This is a genomic window from Streptomyces cyaneochromogenes (assembly GCF_003963535.1).
Lineage (GTDB): Bacteria > Actinomycetota > Actinomycetes > Streptomycetales > Streptomycetaceae > Streptomyces > Streptomyces shaanxiensis.
This window is the reverse complement of the sequence record NZ_CP034539.1, coordinates 6,767,655-6,787,188: the sequence shown is the minus strand read 5'-3', so window position 1 is coordinate 6,787,188 and position 19,534 is coordinate 6,767,655. Positions and strand designations below refer to the sequence as shown.

21 protein-coding genes are annotated in these 19,534 nt (G+C 70.9%); 9 read left to right on the top strand and 12 right to left on the bottom strand.

All coding sequences use genetic code 11. The features are described 5' to 3' along the window. Window positions 1–254: 254 nt before the first annotated feature. On the top strand, window positions 255–1,715 hold the full coding sequence (locus tag EJ357_RS31040; protein WP_126394998.1) for a glycosyltransferase family 39 protein: 1,461 nt from the start codon (window positions 255–257) through the stop codon (window positions 1,713–1,715). Window positions 1,716–1,786: 71 nt separating this feature from the next. Here the strand turns inward: EJ357_RS31040 and EJ357_RS31035 are convergent, their stop codons facing one another. After that, window positions 1,787–2,017, bottom strand: a complete 231-nt coding sequence (locus EJ357_RS31035) for a hypothetical protein (RefSeq protein WP_126394997.1) — start codon at window positions 2,015–2,017, stop codon at window positions 1,787–1,789. An 80-nt stretch (window positions 2,018–2,097) separates the two neighbouring features. Continuing rightward, the gene (locus EJ357_RS31030) at window positions 2,098–3,252 is read right to left on the bottom strand and encodes an inorganic phosphate transporter (RefSeq protein ID WP_126394996.1); all 1,155 of its coding nucleotides are present in this window, start codon (window positions 3,250–3,252) and stop codon (window positions 2,098–2,100) included. A 161-nt stretch (window positions 3,253–3,413) separates the two neighbouring features. Here EJ357_RS31030 and EJ357_RS31025 point away from each other — a divergent pair, with 161 nt between their 5' ends. Continuing rightward, window positions 3,414–4,151 (top strand): VOC family protein, encoded by a 738-nt coding sequence (locus tag EJ357_RS31025; RefSeq protein WP_126394995.1) that lies wholly within the window; start codon window positions 3,414–3,416, stop codon window positions 4,149–4,151. 226 nt (window positions 4,152–4,377) lie between these two features. On the opposite strand, the gene EJ357_RS31015 is transcribed toward EJ357_RS31025, so the two are convergent. The 5 genes from EJ357_RS31015 to EJ357_RS30995 form a co-directional block, all read right to left on the bottom strand. Then, window positions 4,378–4,710, bottom strand: a complete 333-nt coding sequence (locus EJ357_RS31015) for a DUF952 domain-containing protein (RefSeq protein ID WP_126394993.1) — start codon at window positions 4,708–4,710, stop codon at window positions 4,378–4,380. Window positions 4,711–4,719: 9 nt separating this feature from the next. Continuing rightward, window positions 4,720–5,946: an RNA polymerase sigma factor gene (locus EJ357_RS31010; RefSeq protein WP_126394992.1), complete on the bottom strand. Its 1,227-nt coding sequence runs from the start codon at window positions 5,944–5,946 to the stop codon at window positions 4,720–4,722. Between the two features lie 52 nt (window positions 5,947–5,998). After that, the gene (locus tag EJ357_RS31005) at window positions 5,999–6,412 is read right to left on the bottom strand and encodes a YciI family protein (RefSeq protein WP_126394991.1); all 414 of its coding nucleotides are present in this window, start codon (window positions 6,410–6,412) and stop codon (window positions 5,999–6,001) included. 108 nt (window positions 6,413–6,520) lie between these two features. Next, complete coding sequence (locus EJ357_RS31000; protein ID WP_126394990.1) at window positions 6,521–6,757, bottom strand: hypothetical protein; 237 nt, start codon at window positions 6,755–6,757, stop codon at window positions 6,521–6,523. A gap of 26 nt (window positions 6,758–6,783) precedes the next feature. Continuing rightward, window positions 6,784–7,368 (bottom strand): dihydrofolate reductase family protein, encoded by a 585-nt coding sequence (locus tag EJ357_RS30995; protein ID WP_126394989.1) that lies wholly within the window; start codon window positions 7,366–7,368, stop codon window positions 6,784–6,786. A 122-nt stretch (window positions 7,369–7,490) separates the two neighbouring features. Between EJ357_RS30995 and EJ357_RS30990 the strand changes: the two genes are divergently transcribed. Next, on the top strand, window positions 7,491–8,081 hold the full coding sequence (locus EJ357_RS30990) for a TetR/AcrR family transcriptional regulator (RefSeq protein ID WP_126394988.1): 591 nt from the start codon (window positions 7,491–7,493) through the stop codon (window positions 8,079–8,081). 81 nt (window positions 8,082–8,162) lie between these two features. On the opposite strand, the gene EJ357_RS30985 is transcribed toward EJ357_RS30990, so the two are convergent. The 3 genes from EJ357_RS30985 to EJ357_RS30975 all read right to left on the bottom strand — a co-directional run bounded on the left by EJ357_RS30985 (window position 8,163) and on the right by EJ357_RS30975 (window position 11,771). Further along, the gene (locus EJ357_RS30985) at window positions 8,163–8,771 is read right to left on the bottom strand and encodes a GNAT family N-acetyltransferase (protein ID WP_126394987.1); all 609 of its coding nucleotides are present in this window, start codon (window positions 8,769–8,771) and stop codon (window positions 8,163–8,165) included. Between the two features lie 394 nt (window positions 8,772–9,165). Next, window positions 9,166–10,251, bottom strand: coding sequence for a family 2 encapsulin nanocompartment cargo protein polyprenyl transferase (locus tag EJ357_RS30980; RefSeq protein ID WP_228472658.1), 1,086 nt, complete (start codon window positions 10,249–10,251; stop codon window positions 9,166–9,168). A 113-nt stretch (window positions 10,252–10,364) separates the two neighbouring features. Further along, window positions 10,365–11,771 carry a family 2B encapsulin nanocompartment shell protein gene (locus tag EJ357_RS30975; RefSeq protein WP_126394985.1) on the bottom strand — a complete coding sequence of 469 codons (1,407 nt, stop codon included), beginning with the start codon at window positions 11,769–11,771 and terminating at the stop codon, window positions 10,365–10,367. A 304-nt stretch (window positions 11,772–12,075) separates the two neighbouring features. Here EJ357_RS30975 and EJ357_RS30970 point away from each other — a divergent pair, with 304 nt between their 5' ends. Both EJ357_RS30970 and EJ357_RS30965 read left to right on the top strand, forming a co-directional pair. Continuing rightward, window positions 12,076–12,666, top strand: a complete 591-nt coding sequence (locus tag EJ357_RS30970; RefSeq protein ID WP_175647592.1) for an N-acetylmuramoyl-L-alanine amidase — start codon at window positions 12,076–12,078, stop codon at window positions 12,664–12,666. Window positions 12,667–12,799: 133 nt separating this feature from the next. Then, window positions 12,800–13,738, top strand: a complete 939-nt coding sequence (locus tag EJ357_RS30965) for a 1-aminocyclopropane-1-carboxylate deaminase/D-cysteine desulfhydrase (RefSeq protein ID WP_407698426.1) — start codon at window positions 12,800–12,802, stop codon at window positions 13,736–13,738. Between the two features lie 7 nt (window positions 13,739–13,745). Here EJ357_RS30965 and EJ357_RS30960 read toward each other — a convergent pair whose 3' ends face one another. After that, window positions 13,746–15,341 carry a Na+/H+ antiporter gene (locus EJ357_RS30960; RefSeq protein WP_126394984.1) on the bottom strand — a complete coding sequence of 532 codons (1,596 nt, stop codon included), beginning with the start codon at window positions 15,339–15,341 and terminating at the stop codon, window positions 13,746–13,748. A gap of 150 nt (window positions 15,342–15,491) precedes the next feature. On the opposite strand from EJ357_RS30960, the gene EJ357_RS30955 reads away from it, so the two are divergent. The 3 genes from EJ357_RS30955 to EJ357_RS30945 all read left to right on the top strand — a co-directional run bounded on the left by EJ357_RS30955 (window position 15,492) and on the right by EJ357_RS30945 (window position 17,584). After that, window positions 15,492–15,752, top strand: coding sequence for a UBP-type zinc finger domain-containing protein (locus EJ357_RS30955; RefSeq protein WP_126394983.1), 261 nt, complete (start codon window positions 15,492–15,494; stop codon window positions 15,750–15,752). Between the two features lie 270 nt (window positions 15,753–16,022). Further along, complete coding sequence (locus EJ357_RS30950; RefSeq protein WP_004925829.1) at window positions 16,023–16,436, top strand: ATP-binding protein; 414 nt, start codon at window positions 16,023–16,025, stop codon at window positions 16,434–16,436. 17 nt (window positions 16,437–16,453) lie between these two features. Next, on the top strand, window positions 16,454–17,584 hold the full coding sequence (locus EJ357_RS30945) for an RNA polymerase sigma factor SigF (protein WP_126400280.1): 1,131 nt from the start codon (window positions 16,454–16,456) through the stop codon (window positions 17,582–17,584). Window positions 17,585–17,621: 37 nt separating this feature from the next. Here the strand turns inward: EJ357_RS30945 and EJ357_RS30940 are convergent, their stop codons facing one another. Then, on the bottom strand, window positions 17,622–18,068 hold the full coding sequence (locus EJ357_RS30940) for a hypothetical protein (protein WP_126394982.1): 447 nt from the start codon (window positions 18,066–18,068) through the stop codon (window positions 17,622–17,624). Between the two features lie 359 nt (window positions 18,069–18,427). Here EJ357_RS30940 and EJ357_RS30935 point away from each other — a divergent pair, with 359 nt between their 5' ends. Beyond that, a complete protein-coding gene (locus tag EJ357_RS30935) occupies window positions 18,428–19,396 on the top strand; it encodes a diacylglycerol/lipid kinase family protein (protein ID WP_126394981.1) in 969 nt (322 codons plus the stop codon). Window positions 19,397–19,534 lie beyond the last annotated feature (138 nt).

The following is a 19,534-nucleotide window of genomic DNA, read 5'->3' as shown; positions in this document are numbered from 1 at the left end:
GCGGGCTCAAGGTTGCCTGCACTCCCGGTGATTGTGTTCACGCGGTGAACAGTGGCTGCGGGTGGTGACCGTCCCGTAGGTTCTGGCATGTCCATCCCCTCGACCCATCTACGAGGCGGGTGGTTCACGGGGGAGTTTGAGCAGCGCTCGGATCCCGTCTCGGCCTTCTCGGCCGAGGCGTGCTTCGGCGTGCTCCGAAGCAGCGGGCGTGTGGGGGACCACATCACCCGGCGGGTCGGCCCCCGCCGTACCGGATGTCGATCTCCCGGGAGAAACCCCTGCGCCGCCGCCCGCCCCTCTGGCCGATACCGCTGCTCTGGACGCTCGCCCTCGGCCTGTGGGGGCTGTCCCGGCACAACAGCGTGTGGCGGGACGAGGCCGCGACCTGGCAGGTGGCCCAGCGGTCCGCCGGCGACATCTGGCACATGCTGGGGCAGGTCGACGCCGTGCACGGGCTCTACTACCTGCTGATGCACGGCCTGTTCGAGTGCTTCGGGGCCGGTACCACCACGCTGCGGCTGCCCTCCGTGCTGGCCGCGGCGGTCGCGGCGGCCTGCGTCACCGTCATCGGCCGACGGCTGGCCGGGGTGTGGGCGGGCCTCGCCGCAGGGCTGGCGCTCGGGCTGCTTCCTGCCGTGCAGTTCCACCTCCAGGAGGGACGGCCGTACGCGCTGGTCACGGCCGGGGCCGCGCTGTCGACCCTGCTGCTGGTGACTGTCCTGCAGGAGCGTGGCCGAGCCGTGCACTGGGTGGCGTACGGGAGCACGGTCGCGCTGTGCGGACTGCTCAACTGGCTCTCGCTGCTGGTCCTGCCCGCCCATCTGGCGACCCTGCTCTGGACCCGGGCCCGGCGCGGGACCCGCGTGCGCTGGACGGTGGCCGCGACTGTCGCCGTCGCCGCCGTACTGCCGTTGATCCTGTTCAGCCGACGCCAGTCCGACCAGGTCTCCTGGATCCCGCCGCTCACCTGGCACATGATGATCGGCCCCGCGATCCTGCTGGCGATCGGCGGGCTCGGTGCCCTGCTGGACCGGCCGCGGGCGGGGCGGCTGTCCGTCGCGGCCGTCGGGCTGCCGCTGCTGGCGATACCCCAGCTCGCCCTCATCGGCCTGTCCCTGGTCCGGCCCCTTTTCCTGGACCGCTACATCCTGTTCAGCATGCTCGGCCTGGCGCTGCTGATCGGCACGGCGCTGGGCACGGCCGTACGGGCGATCCGGCCGCGCTTCCCGAGAGCCTCGCTGTGGCTCGTCCCGGTGGTGGTCGCCGTCGCGATGGCGGCGCTGTTGCCGCAGTCCCTGGCCAAGCGGTCCCCGGCCAGCCGGGTGGACGACGTCCTGGCGGTGGCGGCCGACGTGGGGCGGCTGAAGGAGAACGGGGACGCGGTCGTGTTCATCCCCGCGGCCCGACGCGACACCGCGCTGGTCTCCCCCGGACCCTTCACCGGCCTGCGGGACGTCGCACTGGCGGAGGACCCGGTGGCGTCGGGGACGTTGAAGGGCGAGGAGGCGGATCCGGCCCGGATACGGTCGGCGATGCTGGCCCACCGGCGCATACTGCTGGTCACCGACGCGAGCGACGTGGCCCGCCCCCTGACGAACCAGCGGGACAAGGTGAAGACCGCCGTGCTGGAGGAGCACTTCAGGGCGGTGGCGGACGAGCAGGTCCGCGGGCGGCGGGTGACGGTGTACGAACGGGTCGGGCCGGAACGGCCGTAGGGCGGGCGCAGCCCCAGGGCCCGGCCGACGCTCCGGCCGGGCCTTCGCCGCTGTCCGCGGGATCGGATCCCTCAGTGGAACTGCGGCACGATCAGATAGATCCCGTACGCCACCACCGCGGCGCAGGCGAGGAAGCACAGCCCGGCCTGTGCGGAGCCGAGGCTGGACGTGCCGCCCTCCTCGCGCGCCCCTTCGTGGCGGGCCAGGCCCAGCACGCCGAGGGCGAAGACGGCGACCACGGCCACCGTGACGGCGAGGCTCACCGCGGCGACCTGGCCGAGTGCGGTCCAGTCGAGGTTCATGGTGTGAACTCCCCTTTCCCAGGAAACTCTCGGGAGACTTTCAGGCGACTTTCGACTTCGACTCTCGGGTGACCGCCGCGTCAGGCGGCCGTGCCGACCTGCTCCGGCTCCGCGCCGCGGACGGTGACCTCGTGGGTGTCGTTGACGTTGTGCGCGGACACCGGGTTGCGGCGGGAGACGAGCACGATGCCTGCGGCCACGGCGGCGCCGACCAGGGCGACCACGGCCGTACCGACGTTGCCGCCGTGCTTGACCGCGCTCGCCGAGACGCCGCCCACCAGCGCGGCCGCGGGCAGGGTGACCAGCCAGGCCACGACCATGCGGCCGGCCACGCCCCAGCGGACCTCCGCCAGGCGACGGCCCAGGCCCGCGCCGAGGATGCTGCCGGAGGCGACCTGGGTGGTGGACAGGGCGAAGCCGAGGTGGGCCGAGGTGAGGATCACCGTCGTCGAGGCCGTCTCGGCGGCGAAGCCCTGCGGGGACTGAATCTCCGTCAGACCCTTGCCCATCGTGCGGATGATCCGCCAGCCGCCCAGGTAGGTGCCGAGGCCGATGGCCAGACCGGCCGAGGCGATCACCCACAGGGGCGGGCCGGCGTCGTGGCCCAGCGCGCCGGCCGAGATCAGGGTCAGCGTGATGACGCCCATCGTCTTCTGCGCGTCGTTGGTGCCGTGGGCCAGGGAGACCAGCGAGGCCGAGGCGATCTGGCCGAGGCGGAATCCCTTGGTGACGGACTGCTTGCGGGCCCGGGAGGTGAGCTTGTACGCCAGGTACGTGGCCAGCAGCGCCGCGACCCCCGCCACGATCGGCGAGGCCACCGCCGGGATCAGCACCTTCTCGACAACCTTGTCAAAGTGCACGCCGTGCGACCCCGCACCCACCCAGACGGCCCCGATCAGCCCGCCGAACAGCGCGTGCGACGAGCTGGACGGCAGCCCGACCAGCCAGGTGAGCAGATTCCACAGGATCGCCCCGACGAGACCGGCGAAGATCATGCCCGGTGAGACGAGTGTGTCGTCCACGATGCCACCGGAGATCGTCTTGGCTACCTCGGTGGACAGAAATGCGCCGATGACGTTCAGGACGCCACTGATGAGTACCGCCGTCCTCGGTTTGAGCGCTCCCGTGGCGATGGACGTGGCCATCGCGTTCGCCGTGTCGTGGAATCCATTGGTGAAGTCGAAGGCGAGGGCCGTCACGATGACGACCGCCACCAGGAACGTGATGTGGTCCATTCCCCAATGCAAACAAGCGCGGGCCAATATGCGGGGAACTGATGGCAAAGCGTGTCCCAGGAACCGGCGCGCGGTTGGTAAGGGTCCTGCAAGGCCGGCGTGGTGGACACCGCGCGAAATATGCCGGGCCCGCGACGCGTCGGCGGATCTACGATCGCTGGATGAGCATCCGCTGGACCTACGCCTTCATCGACCGCCCCACCGGGTCCTTCGAACGGGCCCACACCTTCTGGACCGCGGTCACGGACACCCGGCTGTCCGAGTTCCGCGGTGCGCGGGGGGAGTTCGTGACCCTGCTGCCGGGCGACGGGGCCGATGCCTGCGTCAAGGCCCAGGGGGTCGACTCGGGCGCCGGCGGCGCGCATCTCGACTTCGCCGTGGACGACGTACCGGATGTCGTGAAGTCTGCGCTCCGGCTGGGCGCGGACATCGCCGCCGAGCACGAGGGATGGGCCGTACTGCGGTCGCCCGCCGGGCAGTTGTTCTGCGCCGTGCCCTGGCACGGGGAGTCGGTGCGGCCGCCCGTGGTGCGCGGGAGCCGGCTCGACCAGGTCTGCGTCGACGTACCGCCCTCGCTGTACGACGCCGAAGTCGCCTTCTGGAGCGCCCTGTTGGCCGACTGGACGTCGGCGCCGGGCTCCCGCCCCGAGTTCCACGTACTGAAGCCGCCGCCCGGGCTGCCGATCCGCATCCTGCTCCAGCGGCTCGGCGAGGAGCGCCCGGCCTCCGCCCACCTGGACCTCGCCTGCGCGGACATCACGGCGACCCGGACCCGGCACGAGGAACTGGGCGCGGCCTTCGTCGCCCAGGGCGCCCACTGGACCGTGATGCGCGACCCCGCGGGCGGCACGTACTGCCTGACCGGCCGGGATCCGCAGACGGGAGGACTGGCCGGCTAGGGCCGGGTCCTGACGAAGCAGAGCGCGCGGCCGTTCTCATCGGGCGTGGCCCTCGCGCACGCCGACTCCCAGCCCTCCGGAAGCGACGGCGTCGCACTGGCCTCCTGCCACCCGTACGGTCCTGGAGGCTCGGCCGAGTCCCGCAACCACAGCGTCGCCCCGCCCGCGACGGCCACGACGATCACCCAGGCCACCACGACCCGCCGCCATAACCGGCGGCGACCCGTCACCGCCACGGCTCCACGGCCACCACCGCGTCCACCGGGATCGGCCCGTACACATGCGGGAACTCCTCGCTCCCGGGCTCCGGCGCCTCGTACTTCAGCGGCACGTCGAGCCGGGCCGGGTCCACGACCAGCACCACCAGTTCGTCGGGGCCGTCGTAGGAGCCGTACAGGAAGGACGCCACAGCGGGCAGTTGGGCGCGGGTCGAGCAGTGGATGAAGCCCTCCTCCCGGAGGGTGCGACCGCGCGTCGACATCTCGTACGTGCCGTGCTCGCGGGCCGCGTCCCACAGGGAGCGCTCGGTGATGTGGAGGATGTACGTCTGTTCGACCATGGGCCCACGCTACGGCCTCAGCCGTGCCGCCCGCGCGTGCAAATAGCGCTGTTCCGGCAGGCTCAGGGTCTTCGCGGCGGCGGACTCGTAGGCGGCCCGGGCCTCCTCGTGGGCGCCCGACCGCTCCAGGAGATGGCCGCGGACCGCGTCCAGGCGGTGCCCGGCACCCAACTCGTCCTCCAGCTCGGCCAGTTCGGCCAGTCCCGCGCGGGGGCCGCGGACCATGGCGACGGCGACCGCGCGGTTGAGTCGCTCGACGGGACCGGGGACGAGGCGGACCAGGACGTCGTAGAGGCCGAGGATCTCCTGCCAGTCGGTGTCCCGCGCGCAGGGCGCCTCGTCGTGGACGGCGGCGATGGCGGCGCGCAGCTGGTACGGGCCGGCGCGCCCCCGGGACAGGGCGCGGGTGACCAGCGCGACGCCCTCCTCGATCGCGGCCTTGTCCCAGCGGTCGCGGTCCTGTTCGTCGAGGGGGACGAGCTCGCCGTGCGGGCCGGTGCGCGCGTCGCGGCGGGCGTCGGTGAGCAGCATCAGGGCCAGCAGACCGGCCACCTCGCCGTCGCCGGGGAGGAGGCGGTGGACCTCGCGGGTCAGCCGGATCGCCTCACTGGCGAGGTCCCGGCGCTGGAGGCTGGCGCCCGAGGTCGCCGTATAGCCCTCGTTGAAGATCAGGTACAGGGTCTGCAGGACCGCGGGCAGCCGGTCCTCCCAGTTGTCGGGCCGTCCGAAGCGCACGCCGCGGACCTTCTGCTTGGCCCGGCTGATGCGCTGGGCCATCGTCGCCTCGGGGACGAGGTGGGCGCGGGCGATCTCGGCCGTGGTCAGACCGCCGACGGCGCGGAGGGTGAGGGCGATCTGGGCCGGCGGGGTCAGGGTCGGGTGGCAGCAGAGGAAGAGCAGGGTGAGGGTGTCGTCCTCGCGGGGAGCGCGCTCGGTTCCCGGCGGCGGGGCGGTGAAGGCGTCGCGCGGTGTCAGCGCCGCGACCTTGTCCTCCCTGGCCCGGCGGGCCTCCTCGGCGCGCAGGGCGTCGGTCAGCCGACGCGCGGCGACCCTGATCAGCCAGCCCCGCGGGTTGTCCGGGACGCCGGTCCCCGGCCACTGCTGGGCCGCCGCGAGCAGTGCCTCCTGTACGGCGTCCTCGGCGGTGTCGAAGTGGCCGTACCGCCGCACCAGCGCGCCGAGGACCTGCGGCGCGTGGCGGCGCAGCAGGTCCTCGGTCTCGGGTGTGGCGCTCATCTACGGCTCGGAGGTCTCCGGTTCCACGGCTCTGGCGTCCGAGGTGTACGGCTCAGACGTCCCCGGAGCCGTCGTCGATGGGCCGGATCACCACCGGGTACTCGGGGGCACCCGCGGGCTGGGGGCAGCGCAGGACGCGCTCGGCGATCTCGGTGACCCGCTCCAGGCTCGCGCAGTCCAGCACCCAGAAGCCCGCCAGCAGCTCCTTGGTCTCGCTGTACGGCCCGTCGGTGATCACCGCCTTGCCGTCGTCGCCCAGCGTGACGTGCCGGCCCTTCGCGGGCTCGGCCAGACCGTGCCCGTCGACCAGCTCGCCGGTCTCGGCGAGGTCGTCGTTGATGGCCTGCATGTGGGCGTACATCGCCTGGATGTCCTCCGGGCTCCAGGCCACGGAGTGCTCGGACGCCTTGCCCTGCATCGCTTCGTAGTCCGCCTGCGTGCCCTGCACCATGACCAGGTACTTCATGACTGAACTCCTTCGGTTTCCGTCGGCTCGCGACCCTCGTGGGCGGCTTTCACAGGGGACGTCGGAGCCGGACGGGGATTCTCGACACAGGGCTCGGGAATTCTTCGGCTAGGAATTCTGCGCCGTGGGTGTGCCGGGTGTGCCGGTCTGCTCGCGCTTCGGCTCGTGCCTCGGCTCGTGCTTCTCCTCGTGCTCGGCGCCTTCCTCGGCGTACGCCTCGCACTCGGGGTTCCGGCACGGGCCGGCCACCCAGGTGGGGACCCATGCGCCCAGCGTCTTGTGGCGCCGGACGACCGTATCGACGGGCTGTCCGCAGGCGGGACAGACGTGCTCTTCGCTGCCCATGTCCTCAGAGTAGGGCGGGAGACCGCTCAGCGCTTCCTGCTGTACGTACGAACCACGACGCCGTTGCCGAAGGTCCGCACCCCGTCGAGCGTGAACTCCGTGACGGCGAAGTCGGAGCCGAACATCGGCATGCCCGCGCCGTACACGACGGGGTAGGTCTTGATGACGAGTTCGTCGATCTCGTCGAACAACTCACCGGCGAGCTGCGAGCCGCCGCACAGGTAGATGCCCAGCTCGCCCTCCTCCGCCTTGAGTTCGCGGACCTTGCCGACCGGGTCGTCCGAGACGATCTCGACCTGCGGGTCGGGTGACTCGGTCAGCGTGCGCGAGGCGACGTACTGGCGCAGATGGGCGTACGGGCTGGTGATGCCCTCCTTCAGGGCCAGGTCGTAGCTGCCCCGGCCTTGAATGATGGTGTCGAACCGCCGGTTGGCCACGTCGTCGCAGCCGAGGGCGCGGCGACCGTGGGTCGCGATGGTCTCCGGGTACTCCGTCTTGAGGAACCCCAGGAACTCCGCGTCCAGGAAGGCGAACATCGCCGACCCGTCGCCGCTCGGGTCCCCGATGAAGCCGTCGATCGAACAGGCGACGACGTAGGTGAGCTTTCGCAAGCCGGTCTCTTTTCGTAGGCTGGTCAACCACTCCGGTTGTAGTGCTTCATTTGTAGTACTTCGCTTGTAGTGGTTGCAAGGGCGTTTCCAGGACCGGGTGAAAGTGAGAGAGGGAATTGCGAATGGCGGGCAATCCGGAGCGCAGGGCCGCGCTCGTCGACGCGGGCGTGGAGGTGCTCGCCCGTGAGGGGGCGCGCGGGCTGACGTTCCGTGCGGTGGACGCCGAGGCGGGGGTGCCGGTCGGCACCGCCTCCAACTACTTCACCGGGCGCGACGACCTGCTCCGCCAGATCGACGCCCGGCTGCACGTCCGGCTCGCGCCCGACCCGGACGTACTGGCCGGGCTGCTGACGAGACCGAAGGACCGCTCGCTGGTCACGGCCTTCATGCATGACCTGATGGCCCGCGCGACCCGCGACCGCACGGGATATCTGGCCCTGCTGGAGATGCGCCTGGAGGCCACCCGACGCCCCGAACTGCGCGCCTCCTTCACCAAGTCGGTGCGCGGCGACCTCGAGTACGGCATGGAGTTCCACCGCGACGCGGGGCTGCCCGGCGGCGACGAGACCGTCACCGTCCTCTATCTCGCGATGCTCGGGCTGATCCTGGAGCACCTGACCCTGCCGGGCGTGCTGGACGGTGTCCTGCCCGGGGTGGGTGTGCCGGAGGGGCTGGTCGAGCGGATCGTGGCGACGGTCGTACCGGAGGGGTAGGCGGGGCGGCCCGGCCGTGGGGCGGTGGGGTGGGGCGGTGTGGTGGGGCGGTGTGGCGGGGCGGTGTGGTGCGGCGGTGACTCAGCCGCGCGGTTCCCGCCACATCGGCCACATCCGGGGGCCGTCCGGGAGGTCGAGGGGGCTGCCCTTGAGGTCGAAGCCGAGGCGCTCGTACAGCTTCCGGCTGCGGGCGTTGCTCGCCTCCAGGTAGGCGGGCAGGCCGTCCTGGTCGCAGCGGTCGAGGGCCGAGGCGATGAGTGCGGTGCCGAGGCCTTGGCCCTGGTGCTCGGGGGCGACGGCGATCATCCACAGGTAGGCGTGAGCGGCGCCGGAGGGGTGGATGTCGGCGGTGAGCCGGGCGATCTGCTCCACCCGCTCGTTGTCCGGGTCGACCTCTGCGCGCAGCCGGGCCGGACCTTCGTCGTCGGCGTGCTCGGGATCGAGTCCGTGGTCCTGCGCCGGTATGGACAACCACAGCGCGCAGGCCGTGCCGTCCTCGGTGACGTCGATACGGCCGTCGTCGAGCACGATGTCGGTGAACGCGGCCATGAGCCCGGGGTGCATGACACGGCGGTGCTCCGCACCCGGGAACACCCAGCCGCTGACCGGATCGTCCTGGAAGGCCGCGTCCAGCAGCCGCACCACCAGCTCCCGGTCCCCCTCGCCCGCCGTCCGGATCGCCACACCCATGTACACCCTCCCCTTCGCGTCAACCGGCCTTGATCGTAGGGGGATTGGCGCGTCGGTGCCGTCCGCGGAAGCACTTTGTCGAGATCTGGCCGGTGGGCGGGGCGGTGCGATGCGGTACACGAGAACGGGCCCCGCACACCGTGGGGATGTGCGGGACCCGTCGGCCCGGAGCCCTTCGGCGGCCGTGCGGGGTCAGGAACCGTACGGCCCCGGGGGTCCGGGGGTCTGGACGACCGTCGGCCGCGTGGCCTTGGGTCCTGTGCCGTCAGTCGCGTGACTTTGGGTCTTGTCGCGTCGGCTGCCGGGGCCTCCGTCGTATGGCCGCGGTCGTCGGGAACTGTCCGGCGCCGTGGCCTCGATCAGTGCGGTCGGCGGCTGCGGCTACGGCTGCCGCTCAGTTGCTCCGTCGCGTCACGAACTCCGCCAGGGACAGCAGTCCGCCCGCCTCCTCCGGGTCGGGGACCGCACGGGCCAGCTCCTGCATGGCACGGGCCATCCGGTCGGCGGCCTGGGCCTGTGCCCAGTCGCGTCCGCCCGCTCGCTCGACGGCGAGCGCGGTCCGTGCGACGCCCTCCTCGTTCTCGCCGTCGTACGGCACTTCGTACAAGGCGGCCAGTTCCGCCGCCGCCGGACCGCCGGAGGTCAGCGCGGCGACGACCGGCAGGGACTTCTTGCGGGCGGCGAGGTCCGCGCCGGCCGGCTTGCCGGTGTGGCTCGGGTCGCCCCATATACCGATCACGTCGTCGATGAGCTGGAAGGCGAGCCCGGCCTCACGGCCGAACGCGTCCAGCGCCGCCACGTCCTCGTCCGCCGCCCCCGCGTACAGCGCCCCGAGGGCACAGGCGCACCCCAGCAGGGCGCCCGTCTTGGCCTCGGCCATGGCGAGAACCTCGTCGAGGGCGACGTCGCCGGGGCTCCGCTTCTCCATCGCCGTGTCCGCGTGCTGGCCGGCACACAGTTCGACGACGCAGTCCGCGAGCCGGGCGGCGGCCGCCGCGGAGGCCGGGTTCGTGTCCTCGGCGAGCAGGCGCAGGGCCAGCGCCTGCAGAGCGTCCCCGGCGAGGATCGCGTCGGCGTCGCCGAACACGGTCCACGCGGTGGGCCGGTGCCGACGGGTGGTGTCCCGGTCCATCAGATCGTCGTGCAACAGCGTGAAGTTGTGCACCAGTTCCACCGCGACGGCCGCGGGTACGGCCGACGCCCGCGCGGCCGGTCCGCCGAGCGCCGCCGCCGCGGTGAGGACGAGTGCGGGCCGGATCGCCTTGCCCGCGTTGCCCGCCGCCGGAGTGCCGTCCGCGTGCTCCCAGCCGAAGTGGTAGCGCGCGATCCGGCGCATGGAACCCGGCAACGAATCGACCGCGGCGCGCAGTTCGGGGTCGACCGACGCCCTGACCCGCTCCAGGATCACCCCCGCCTCGGGCCCGTCGAGCGGACCGGTCACGCCGGTGTGCCGCGTCGTTCGCGTCGTCGACTCGGCCATGGGATCCCCCTCGGAGAGTCCGCGGACGGTGGCGCCTGCGCTGCGGCTGGGCGCATACGACGGGGGTCTACCCGCCCTGCCACGCGGGGACACGGCCTCCAGGTGCGGAAACGTCACCTCCAGCGCCCGATCTCGACGTTCTCCAGCACACCGAGGGCGTCCGGCACCAGGACCGCGGCCGAGTAGTAGGCCGTCACGAGGTACTTGATGATGGCCTGTTCGTTGATGCCCATGAACCGGCAGGACAGGCTCGGCTCGATCTCGTCCGGGATGCCCGCCTGCTGCAGCCCGATGACGCCCTGCTCCGCCTCGCCCGTGCGCATGGCGATGATCGAGGTCGTACGGGCTTCGGTGACCGGGATCTTGTTGCACGGGTAGATCGGCACGCCGCGCCAGGTGGGGATGCGGTTGCCGGCGATCTCGATGGTCTCGGGGACGAGTCCGCGCTTGTTCAGCTCGCGGCCGAACGCGGCGATCGCGCGCGGGTGGGCGAGGAACAGCTTGGTGCCGCGCCGCCGGCAGAGCAGTTCGTCCATGTCGTCGGGGCTGGGCACGCCGTCGTGCGGCTGGAGCCGCTGGTCGTACTCGCAGTTGTTGAGGAGCCCGAACTCGCGGTTGTTGACGAGCTCGTGCTCCTGCCGCTCCTTCAGGGCCTCCACGGTCAGCCGGAGCTGCTGCTCGGTCTGGTTCATCGGCTGGTTGTAGAGGTCGGCCACGCGCGTGTGGATGCGCAGTACGGTCTGGGCGACGCTCAGTTCGTACTCGCGGGGCCTGGCCTCGTAGTCGACGAAGGTGTGCGGGATGTCGGGCTCGCCGCTGTGGCCGGCGGCGAGGTCGATCTCCTTCTCGCCGTACCTGTTGGTGCGCTGTTCGGGGATGGCCCGCAGACTTTCGAGATGCGCCCGCAGGGAGTCGGCGCGCTCCGCGATCCGCTCGACTTCCTGGCGGGGAAGGACGAGCACCGTGCACGCGGTGACCGCGCGGATCGTGTACTCCCAGATGGCGTCGGCATCCAGCAGAGCCTGCTCTCCCAGGTAGGCGCCGTCGGCGAGGACGCCCAGGGACTCGTCCTCCCCGTAGGGGCCGCTGCCGAGCTTCTCCACCCTGCCGTGCGCCAGCAGGTACACCTCGTCGGTCTGACTGCCGAACGAGGCGATCAGAGTGCCCGCCGCGAACTCGCGCTGCTGGCAGCGCTGGGCGAGTTCCGACAGCACGTCCTCGTCCTCGTACGACCGCAGCGCCGGCAGTTCGGTCAGCTCTGCGGGGATCACCTCGACGCGGTCGCCGGTCTTCACGAACGTGATGCGTCCGTCCCCAACGGCGTAGGTCAGACGCCGGTTCACGCGGTACGTGCCGCCCTGAACGTTCACCCATGGCAGGGTGCGCAGCAGCCAGCGGGAGCTGATCTCCTGCATCTGGGGTGCGGACTTGGTCGTGGTGGCCAGGTTCCGCGCGGCCGCAGTGCCGAGACTCTGCTGCGGCTTGCCCTGCTCCGTGCGGACCTCTTCGCCTACCGACATAAGGAATTGCCCTCCCGGTCATGCCTCGGCACCGATCTGGCGCCGCGCATCGCGATCTGCGGCACGAGCCTTTCATCACGGAGTGTGTCTGTGCTATTACCCGAAAGAGCGGGAATGGATCACTGGGCCACTGGGCAAATAGGGGCCGCCTGTCCAGTCGTGTGGTCGCCGCGACCGGCCTCCACCTGGCCAAAACGGCTCGCACGCCGTGCGATTCGAGGAGTCGTTTCCCGCCGTTTTCGGTAAGGGGTGGGTACGGGGCGGCTGCGCGAGGCGGCCGACGCACGGTGCGAAGGAGGCGGTCATGGCCTCACCCATGCCCGCGAGCAGATTCCTGGAGAGACTCAGGGACGAAGGTGCCACTGTCGTCGAGGTCGGCGACTGGGAGAACCACAATCGCAATCACGTGGGCCCTTGGGGTCCCGTCCACGGCGTGATGATCCATCACACCGTGACCAAGGGCAGCGCTCACACGGTGGAGCTCTGCCGCAACGGCTACGAGGGGCTGCCGGGGCCGCTGTGCCACGGTGTGATCACCAAGGACGGCCGGGTCCATCTGGTCGGCTACGGCCGCGCCAACCACGCCGGTCTCGGCGACGACGACGTTCTGCGCGCGGTCATCGCGGAGAAGGCGCTGCCGCCCGACAACGAGGCGAACACCGACGGCAATCGGCACTTCTACGGCTTCGAGTGCGAGAACCTCGGGGACGGCCAGGATCCTTGGCCGGAGGCGCAGCTGGACGCGATCGAACGGGTCTCGGCGGCGATCTGCCGCCATCACGGGTGGAATGAGCGGTCGGTGATCGGGCATCTGGAGTGGCAGCCAGGGAAGGTGGATCCGCGGGGGTTCACCATGGCTTGGATGCGGGAGCGGATTCGGGAGCGGTTGAAGTAGGGCGGCGGGGGTGGGGTTCGCGTCCATGCCTGCGGCGCCTGTGCGGGTGGGGTGGGGGTTCGCGTAGCGCCTGCGGGTGCGTTGGGGGTCGGGGCCGCCGGGTGTGTGGGGGTACGCGGCCCGCCCCTTCGCCGTGCCGCCGGGCGACAATGGGCAGGTGAAAAGCCCCGATGCCGTGCCCGATCTCGCCGTCCTGCGTCCTCGGCTTCCCTCCCCCTTGCAGGAGGTGGCCGACTCGCGGTTCGGGCGTTGTGGTGTGCGGCTGTTTCTCAAGCGGGACGATCTGATCCATCCGGAGCTGATCGGCAACAAGTGGCGCAAGCTCGCGCCGAATCTGGCCGCTGCTGCGGGGCGCACCGTGGTCACCTTCGGTGGCGCCTACTCCAATCACCTGCGTGCCACCGCCGCCGCGGGGCGGCTTCTCGGGCTGTCCACGGTGGGGGTGGTGCGGGGTCAGGAGCTGGCCGACCGGGCGCTCAATGCGTCGCTCGCGCGGTGTGCGGCCGACGGTATGCGGCTGCATTTCGTCGACAGGTCGACGTATCGGCACAAGTCCGAGCCGGAAACGCTGAGGACCGTTCTGCGCGGCATCGGCGCCGAGGACGCGTACGTCGTGCCCGAAGGCGGGAGCAACGCCCTTGCCGTACGGGGGTGCCAGGCGCTCGGTGAGGAGTTGCGCGGGCAGGCCGACGTGGTCGCGGTCGCCTGCGGTACGGGCGGGACGCTGGCGGGGCTGGCCGCCGGGCTCGGGCACGGTCAGCGCGCCTTGGGTGTGCCTGTCCTGAAGGGCGGCTTCCTGGCTGATGAGGTGCGGGGGCTGCAGGCCTCGGCGTTCGGGGGGCCTCGAGGTGAGTGGTGGCTGGACGAGCGGTTCCACTTCGGGGGGTATGCCAGGACCACTCCCGGGCTGGAGTCCTTTGCCGCGGACTTCGAGGAGCGGCACGGGGTGGCCGTCGAGCGTCTCTATGTCGCCAAGTTGTTGTACGGGCTTGTCGTCCTTGCCGAGGAGGGGGCCTTCCCGCGCGGGACGGTGATCGCTGCCGTTGTCTCCGGGGCGCCGTTCAGCGGGTGACCGGGCCTCACTGGGCTTCCCGAAAGGCCGCTGCCTCCTCCAGGTCCAGTCTGCGCAGGAGCGTTCGCAGCATCTCGTCGTCGATGTAGCGGCCGTCCCGCAACCTCACGAACACCGCGCGCTCGGCGCCGATCACCTCGCGGGACAGCCTGCGGTAGGTGTCGTCGACGGACTCCCCGGTGATGGGGTTGGCCTGGCCCAGGCGTTCCCAGACGGAGTTGCGGCGGCGTTCCAGGACCGCCCGCAGGCGGTCGGCGAGGGGTGCGGGCAGGGCGTTGGCTTCGTCGGAGAGGAGTTCTTCGAGGCGCCGTTCGGCCGCGCGGGAGGCCTGGGCCTGGGCGTTCGCCTCGGCGAGGGTCGCGGCCTGCGGGTCGGGGGTGGGGAGCTTCAGCACACGGATCAGGGGTGGCAGGGTCACACCCTGGACGACGAGTGTGCCGATGACCGTCGTGAAGGTCAGGAAGAGGATGAGGTTGCGCTCGGGGAACGGCTCGCCGCCGTTCACCGTGAGCGGGATCGAGAAGGCGATGGCCAGTGAGACCACGCCCCGCATGCCGGCCCAGGAGATGATGAACGGGCCCTTCCAGGTCAGGTCCGCCTCGCGCTCGCGGATCCGCGCCGACAGCAGGTGCGGCAGGAAGGTCGCCGGGTAGACCCAGACGAAGCGCGAGACGACGACCACCGCGAAGACGGCGATGGCGTACCAGGCGGCGCGGCTGCCCTCGTACTCGCCGAGGCCCTTGAGGACCACCGGCAGTTGCAGTCCGATCAGCGCGAACACCGCCGACTCCAGCACGAACGCGACCATCCGCCACACCGCCTCCTCCTGGAGCCGGGTGGCGAAGTCGACCTCCCACGCGCGGTGTCCCAGGTACAGCGCGACGACCACTACCGCCAGTACGCCGGAGGCGTGCACCTGTTCGGCGGCGGCGTAGGCGACGAAAGGGATCAGCAGGGAGAGCGTGTTCTGCAGCAGCGCCTCCTTCAGGTGCGTGCGCAGCCAGTGGATCGGCACCATCAGCACCAGCCCCACGCCGATGCCGCCGACCGCCGCGAGCAGGAACTCTCCGATGCCGCCGGCCCAGGTCGCGCCCTCGCCGACGGCGGCCGCGAGGGCGACCCGGTAGGCCGTGATCGCGGTGGCGTCGTTCACCAGGGACTCGCCCTGCAGGATCGTGGTGATGTGGGACGGCAGACCCACGCGGCGTGCGACCGCCGTCGCCGCGACCGCGTCCGGCGGCGCGACGACCGCGCCCAGCACCAGCGCCGCCGTCAGCGGCAGTCCCGGGACGACGAGATACGCGATCCAGCCGACCGCGAAGGTCGCGAAGAGGACGTAGCCGACCGACAGCAGCATCACGGGCCTCAGCTGAGCCCGAAGATCGAGGTAGGAGCTGTCCGTCGCCGCGCTGTGCAGCAGCGGGGGCAGCACCAGGGGCAGGACGATGTGCGGGTCGAGGGTGTAGTCGGGCACGCCCGGTACGTAGGAGACAGCCAGCCCGGCGGCCACCAGCAGCAGCGGCGCGGGCACAGGGGTCCGTCGTGCCGCCGCGGCCACCACCGCGCTCCCCGCCACCAGCAACAACAGCGGCATCACATCCATGCGCCTCGCCCACCCATCACCGCTCGCCCGAGTCCGCGCCGCCCCACCGGCGACCCGTTCATGGTCTTCGCCCGCCGTCGTTCATGGTCGTCGCAGCCCGCCCTCGATTTTCCGCGCCCTCGCGCGCGTGCCCGTCGTAACCTGGCAATCATGAAACAGTGCACGCACGCCGACGCGCTGCCGCACCCGGAACCAGGTCCGCTCAGCGAGACCTGTCCCGAGTGTCTGGCGGAGGGCTGGCACCCGGTGCAACTGCGGTTGTGCCTCACCTGCGGTCACGTCGGCTGCTGCGACTCCTCGCCGGGACGACACGCCACGGAGCACCACAAGGAGTCCGGTCATCCGATCATGCGGACGTTCGAGCCCGGCGAGCTCTGGCGCTGGTGTTTCCTCGACCACGTACTCGTGTGACGGGGACGTACGCTGGACGACTGGGGATCCGGACGGTTCGACCGTCTGACGCCTGGGTACGTCAAACCGGCGCGCGCTCTTCCCAATTGGGCCCGCAGACCCCCTAGCCACGGAGCGTATCCGTGTGTTTACTATGAGTGACAGCAAGGGGTTGGGGTCCTGGGGACAGGAAAGTTCGGAGCGCGATAGCGTCACCGCTGAACCACACATCGCGTTACCCCGGGGGGCGACCCTCGGCCCCGAGAAGCTTGTACCACCTTGGAGGTGAGGGTGTCCCAGATCGCAGGCGAGCCCGCGACCCAGGACTTCGTGGAAGTCCGGCTGCCGGCTGCGGGTGCCTACCTGTCGGTGCTGCGTACGGCGACTGCCGGTCTCGCGGCCCGTTTGGACTTCACCCTCGACGAGATCGAGGACCTGCGCATCGCGGTCGACGAGGCCTGCGCGATCCTGCTCCAGCAGGCCGTGCCCGGCTCGGTGCTCAGCTGCGTCTTCCGACTCGTCGACGACTCGCTCGAGGTCACCGTCTCGGCCCCGACCACGGACGGCCACGCCCCCTCCAGGGACACCTTCGCCTGGACCGTCCTGTCCGCTCTCGCGGGCAAGGTCTCCTCCGCCGTGGACGAGGACAAAACCGTTTCGATCAGCCTCTACAAACAGCGCGGCGCGGGACCCGGGCCGGCGTGAGGAACGGGGACGGGCCGGTGCGGGACGAAGAGCGCGGCACACGGGAGCTGCCGGAAAGCACTCCCCCCTGCTCGGACGGAGCCGAGAGCCTGGGGGCGGGCCCTGGTGGCCCGAGCGGATCCCGACGCATGGTCGACGGCATCGACGGCATCCCCGAGCAGGCGCGGCCACACCCGGAGGACGACTCCGTGGAGGCGGGCCTCCTGGGCGACAGGCGGGATGACGAAGGTGCCGTGCAGGGCGCGCCTCTGGGTGGGCGGATCGGGGTCTCCCCTGCCCGAGTAGAGGCGAGGGCTCGGGAGAGGGCGACGGGCAGGACGATGAGCGAGCACGAGCGAAACGCCGAGGACGAGGCGATGGGCGCGCACAGCGCACAGGCGACGCAGCACGCCCCTCAGGACCGCAGCGGGGCGCGCGCCATGTTCATCGAGCTGCGCAAGCTGAAGGACGGCAGCCCGGAGTACGCCGAGCTGCGCAACAAGCTGGTCCGTATGCACCTGCCACTCGTCGAGCACCTCGCGCGCCGCTTCCGCAACCGCGGCGAGCCGCTCGACGACCTCACCCAGGTCGCCACCATCGGCCTGATCAAGTCGGTCGACCGGTTCGACCCGGAGCGCGGCGTCGAGTTCTCGACCTACGCGACCCCGACGGTCGTCGGCGAGATCAAGCGGCACTTCCGCGACAAGGGCTGGGCGGTGCGGGTTCCGCGGCGCCTGCAGGAGCTGCGTCTCGCCCTTACGACGGCCACCGCCGAGCTGTCCCAGCAGCACGGCCGCTCCCCCACCGTCCATGAACTCGCCGAGAAGCTGTCGATCTCGGAGGAGGAGGTCCTGGAGGGCCTGGAGTCCGCCAACGCGTACTCCACGCTGTCCCTGGACGTCCCCGACACGGACGACGAGTCCCCTGCGGTCGCCGACACCCTCGGCGCGGAGGACGAGGCGCTGGAGGGCGTCGAGTACCGCGAGTCCCTGAAGCCGCTGCTCGAGGACCTGCCGCCGCGCGAGAAGCGGATCCTGCTGCTGCGTTTCTTCGGCAACATGACCCAGTCGCAGATCGCGCAGGAGGTCGGCATCTCCCAGATGCACGTCTCCCGGCTGCTGGCCCGCACGCTGGCTCAGCTGCGGGAGAAGCTGCTGGTGGAGGAGTGACGGCCCCTTCGGATCCGGCGACTGCTGGAGCCGACGGCTACTTCTGATCCTGCGCGTCGCCGGGCCCCCGGATCCCGAGGGCCTGGGTCGTCGCCGGGTTGACCAGGAATACCAGCGTGGTGATCGCGACCACAGCGATCGCGATCCCCGCCGGAATGGCGATGCTGTCCGCCTGCAACAGGCTGTAGGCCACCGGCAGCGCCAGAATCTGCGTGATGACGGACGGCCCCCGGCTCCAGCTGCGCTGAGCGAAGAGCCCCCGCGCGGCGAGCAACGGCAACAGGGCGAGCACGACGAGCGTCACCCCGAGCGTGACGGCCTGCTGCCGGTCATCAGGATCCCCGGTGATCCCCAGCACGAGCACCCACAGCCCGCCGACGGCAAGCCCCAGCCCTTCCAGTGCGGTGAGCACCGCGGCATACGTCAGCCGCCGCGGGCGCGGACCGGTGGTTTCCGGGGTGGTGGGGGTCTGCTCCTTGGTCACCCCTGAAGGGTAGCCCCAGGCAACATCGCCCTCCCCGCCAGCACCTGCCCGAGGCCAGGTCAGGCATTCTCAGCCACTGGGGGCGAACCGGTTGAGCAACGGCGACCTCTCAGCACCGGCCCCGGCATTTCAGCCCGTCCGGCGTTTGAGGACGAGGCCCCTCAAGGGCCGAAGCGGGGGTCTGGGGGCGGCAGCCCCCAGCAGGGCCCGCCCCAACGCCGGCCACCCCCCAAAACCGGCCGCACCAAAACCACGGCCAAGCCCGACGCAGTCCCTCGTGTCGAGACTCACGCCCGTTCTCTTACTAGATCCCAACCTCGACCTGTGCCCGGTACCCCCCAGTAGGTACGCTGCCAGTCATGCGTGCACTTCTCGTGGTCAATCCGGCAGCAACCACCACAAGCGCACGTACGCGCGATGTCCTGATCCATGCGCTCGCCAGCGAGATGAAACTCGAGGCGGTCACCACCGAGTACCGCGGCCACGCCCGCGACCTGGGCCGGCAGGCGGCCGAGAGCGACGACGTCGACCTGGTGGTCGCCCTCGGCGGCGACGGCACGGTGAACGAGGTCGTCAACGGACTGTTGCACAACGGCCCCGACCCGGAGCACCTCCCCGGACTCGCCGTGGTCCCCGGCGGCTCCACCAACGTCTTCGCCCGCGCCCTCGGCCTGCCCAACGACGCCGTGGAGGCGACCGGCGCCCTGCTCGACGCCCTGCGCGAGGGCAGCGAACGCACGGTCGGCCTGGGGCTGACCACCGGCACCCCGGGCACGGAGGACGACGGGGTACCGGGACGTTGGTTCACCTTCAACGCGGGCCTCGGCTTCGACGCCGGCGTGGTCGGGCGCGTCGAGCAGCAGCGCGAGCGCGGCAGAAAATCCACACACGCTCTCTACGTCCGTCAGGCCCTGCGCCAGTTCTTCGGCGAGGCGCACCGCCGCCACGGAACGATCACCTTGGAGCGTCCGGACGCGGAGCCGGTGACCGATCTGGTCCTCTCCATAGTCTCGAACACGTCCCCGTGGACCTTCTTGGGCAATCACCCGATGTACGCGTCGCCTAAGGCCTCGTTCGATAAGGGCCTCGACGTACTCGGTCTCAGCCGAATGACGACCGCCGCGGTTGCCCGATATGGCACCCAGTTGCTCACTTCGTCCCCCGAGCGCGGACCCCATGGGAAGCACGCGGTCTCCCTGCACGACCTGGACCAGTTCACCTTGCATTCGAAGGTGCCGTTGCCCCTTCAGATGGACGGCGACCACCTCGGGCTCCGTACGAGCGTGACGTTCACAGGCGTACGCCGTGCACTGCGTGTGATTGTGTGAGCGGAACGGGCCAAAGTCCTTTCACTCGAACGTTTAGGCCAGGATCCACCCCATGGAAGTACGGCTGTGACCTAGTAGACACCGAGGAATCAAAAAAAACTTTCCGGAAGGGGTTGTATCCGTCGCTGAGGTTTGCGA